Raw genomic sequence first — 2,816 nt, 5'->3', positions numbered from 1 at the left:
GTAACCGCTCGGTTTCTACCGCGGCCCGTTTTCCTTGACGCGGGCGATGATGTCATGATCGGCGACGAAGTCCTCGAGGAATGCTTGCCATGCATCCGGTGAGCGACGTGCGTCGTTGAGCATGTCTTTCAGTTCGTCGATGCCATCGTCGGTCAGGGCGGTGATGCCTTCTTCGCTTCCGGTGTGGACGCTGATGATGGCGCCATAGCTGAGGTTGTCGTCGTTCTCGACGATGGCTTCCAGCATTTCGCAATCTTCGCCGAGCATCTTTGCGACGTGCTCGATGGTACAGACGTGAGTGACAGTGGCCATCATGCAGCCTCGGCCTGTGAGACCGCCTTCGGGGTCCAGTTCCACGGCAGCAGCTCGTCGAGACGGGGGTTCATGTGGTCGTGGATACGATCCAGAACGTCGGCCAGATAGGCCTGCGGGTCGAGGCCGTTCATTTTCGCGGTCTCGATGATTGTCATGGCGCGCGCCAGGGTTTCGCCACCAGCATCAGAGCCTGCAAAGAGCCAGTTCCGCCTGCCAACCCCAATCGGTCTGAGGGCACGCTCGGCTGCATTGTTGTCGATGGCCACGCGCCCGTCGTCCAGGAACAGCGTAAACGACGTCCAGCGGCTGAGCCCATAACGGAACGCCTTGGCCAGATCACCTTTGCCCGGAATGCGGGTCAGTTGTCGTTCGGCCCAGGCGTGGAAGGCCTCGACCTTCGGCTTGCTCTTCTCCTGGCGCACGGCTTTGCGCAGGTCTGCAGGATGACCAGTGATCTCCCGCTCGATGTCGTAAAGAACTCCGATCCGATCAAGCGCTTCACGCGCGATCCCGGATTTCGTCGCCGTCCAGACGTCGTGGAAGTCGCGGCGCAGATGCGCCCAACACGCGGCCTCCCGGAACTGGCCGTTGCCTTCGAGGTCAGGGGCATAGAGCTTTGCGTATCCCTTGTAGCCATCCGCCTGCAGAATGCCGCCGGACTGGCCAAGATGGCTTAGCACATGCTCTTCCTTCCAGTCCGGAGCGAACTGGTAGACGGCGCCAGGCGGGGCGCCCCCTGACCAGGGGCGTTGGTCGCGAACATAGGCCCAGATTCTCCCCTTCTTTACCCCTTTGCCAAGCCCCTTGTCGCGTTGGCTGCGATCAAGCACGCGGATGGGCGTGTCGTCGGCATGCAGGATCGGGCTGGACATCACGTCCTTCTCGAGCATTTCGATCAGCGGGTTCAGCGCCTTCATGGCTCTGCCGCACCAGTCGACCATGGTGGTGTCCGGGATGTCGGCCCCCATGCGGGCGAAGATCTCGTTCAGGCGATAGAGCGGAACGTGATCGTCGAACTTCGAGACGAGGATGAAGGCCAGCAGGCTTGGTCCTGCCATGCTGCGCGGGATCGGCCGGCTTGGCGCAGGCTCCTGCACCATCGTCTCGCAGCGGCGGCAGGACTTCTTCACCCGGGCGATCTCGATGACCTTGATCTGGGCGGCGATCATGTCGAGCAACTCGCTGACATCCTCGCCGACCACACGCAGCTCCCCGCCGCAGTCCGGGCAATCGTCGCCGGGATCGAGCTCGCGGCGTTCGCGTGGCGTGTTTTTCGACACCCGCGGGCGCCGCCGCGCTGTCTTTTCCGGTGAGGCTTCGCCCTCTTCGGATGGAGGGTCCTGCTCCAGGGTTTCGTCCTCGTCGCTGGACGTGTCATCGGTCTCCGCCGTGGCGACCTTCAGATCCTCGAGCGCCAGTTCGAGTTGTTCGATCTCGCGCTCGATCTTCTCGGAGCTGGCGCCGAACTTCTGCTTCTTGAGCTTGGCGATCCGGATGCGCAGCGCCTGCACGAGCAGATCGTGGGCCCGCAGCGTCGACGCCATCTTCGCAATTTCCGCCTGCTGCGCTGCAACCAGCGCCTTCAGAGCAGCAGGATCATCGGGCATATTTACAGGCGATTGCGACATGCCCATCCATAGCATGTCACGCCCCAATTTGCCATAAAACAAGGCATTTCAGGCAGATAAATTACCCCACCCGAGCCGGCGGCGCACCCCAGTCGGGCCGGCGCCAGTCGATCCCTTCCCACAACATGGCCATCTGGGCCGAGGTCAAGCGCACACTCCCGTCAGGCGCGGAAGGCCAGGGGAACCTGCCTCTCTGGAGGACCTTGTAATACAGGCAGAAGCCTTGCCCATCCCAAAAAAGGAGCTTCACTCTGTCACCCCGGCGCCCACGGAACGCAAAGACCGCGCCGCTCGAGGGCCGCTGCCGCAAAGCATCTTGAGCGATCGCCGACAAACCCGCGATCCCCTTGCGCATATCCGTGTGACCGCAGGCCAGGTAGACGCGCGTTCCTGTGCCCGGGCCAATCATGCTGCTTCAACCGCTTGGATCAACTGCGTCAGCGCTGCCCTATCCACATGCGCATCGACCCGCAGGCTACGCCCGTTGCGCAGAACCACCTCTACCTGCGCGGAGCCGGCAGACGCAGGACAGGCCTCCGCTCCACCAGGGGCCATCTGCGGAAATTCAACCGGCAAGAACACTGGCCCAGCATCCCGCGGCAGGAGCCCCTTTTGCTTCAGCTCGGACCGCCACGCATAGATCTGCTGCCGCTTCAGATCATGAAGCCGCGCAACCTGGCTAACCGTCGCGCCGCCAATGCCGACAGACTGCAAAATCGCCAGCTTCTCCTCGTCGCTCCACCGACGCCGCCGCTCAACGCCAAGAATTTCGCCTCGCACTAATGCCTCCAAAGCAAGAGACGTCCTTAATGACGTCACTATGGACGTCTCGTAGCTCACAGAGGCGACCCAAAGCAGGTGGTTCAAACCGGG

General features: G+C 62.4%; 4 protein-coding genes. All 4 read right to left on the bottom strand.

The features are described from left to right. Positions 1–15: 15 nt before the first annotated feature. Positions 16–315, bottom strand: coding sequence for a hypothetical protein (locus BM162_RS22090; protein WP_245759382.1), 300 nt, complete (start codon positions 313–315; stop codon positions 16–18). Next, positions 312–1,943, bottom strand: coding sequence for an IS66 family transposase (gene tnpC / locus BM162_RS22085; RefSeq protein WP_177215343.1), 1,632 nt, complete (start codon positions 1,941–1,943; stop codon positions 312–314). The genes BM162_RS22090 and tnpC overlap by 4 nt, the downstream gene beginning before the upstream one ends. Positions 1,944–2,004: 61 nt before the next feature. After that, positions 2,005–2,352, bottom strand: a complete 348-nt coding sequence (gene tnpB / locus BM162_RS22080) for an IS66 family insertion sequence element accessory protein TnpB (RefSeq protein WP_093426003.1) — start codon at positions 2,350–2,352, stop codon at positions 2,005–2,007. After that, on the bottom strand, positions 2,349–2,816 hold a 468-nt coding region (gene tnpA, locus BM162_RS22075), incomplete at its 5' end, for an IS66-like element accessory protein TnpA (protein ID WP_218153168.1). The genes tnpB and tnpA, both read right to left, overlap by 4 nt.

It is taken from the genome of Tranquillimonas alkanivorans (genome assembly GCF_900115595.1).
GTDB classification, from domain to species: domain Bacteria; phylum Pseudomonadota; class Alphaproteobacteria; order Rhodobacterales; family Rhodobacteraceae; genus Tranquillimonas; species Tranquillimonas alkanivorans.
The sequence above is the reverse complement of the archived record's forward strand: the minus strand, read 5'-3'. Positions and strand labels throughout refer to the sequence as shown.

Excerpts from the sequence above, each read along its gene's own strand:
- BM162_RS22090 (WP_245759382.1), bottom strand. The coding sequence starts at position 315 with ATGATGGCCACTGTCACTCACGTCTGTACCATCGAGCACGTCGCAAAG.
- tnpC (WP_177215343.1), bottom strand. The coding sequence starts at position 1,943 with ATGTCGCAATCGCCTGTAAATATGCCCGATGATCCTGCTGCTCTGAAG.
- tnpB (WP_093426003.1), bottom strand. The coding sequence starts at position 2,352 with ATGATTGGCCCGGGCACAGGAACGCGCGTCTACCTGGCCTGCGGTCAC.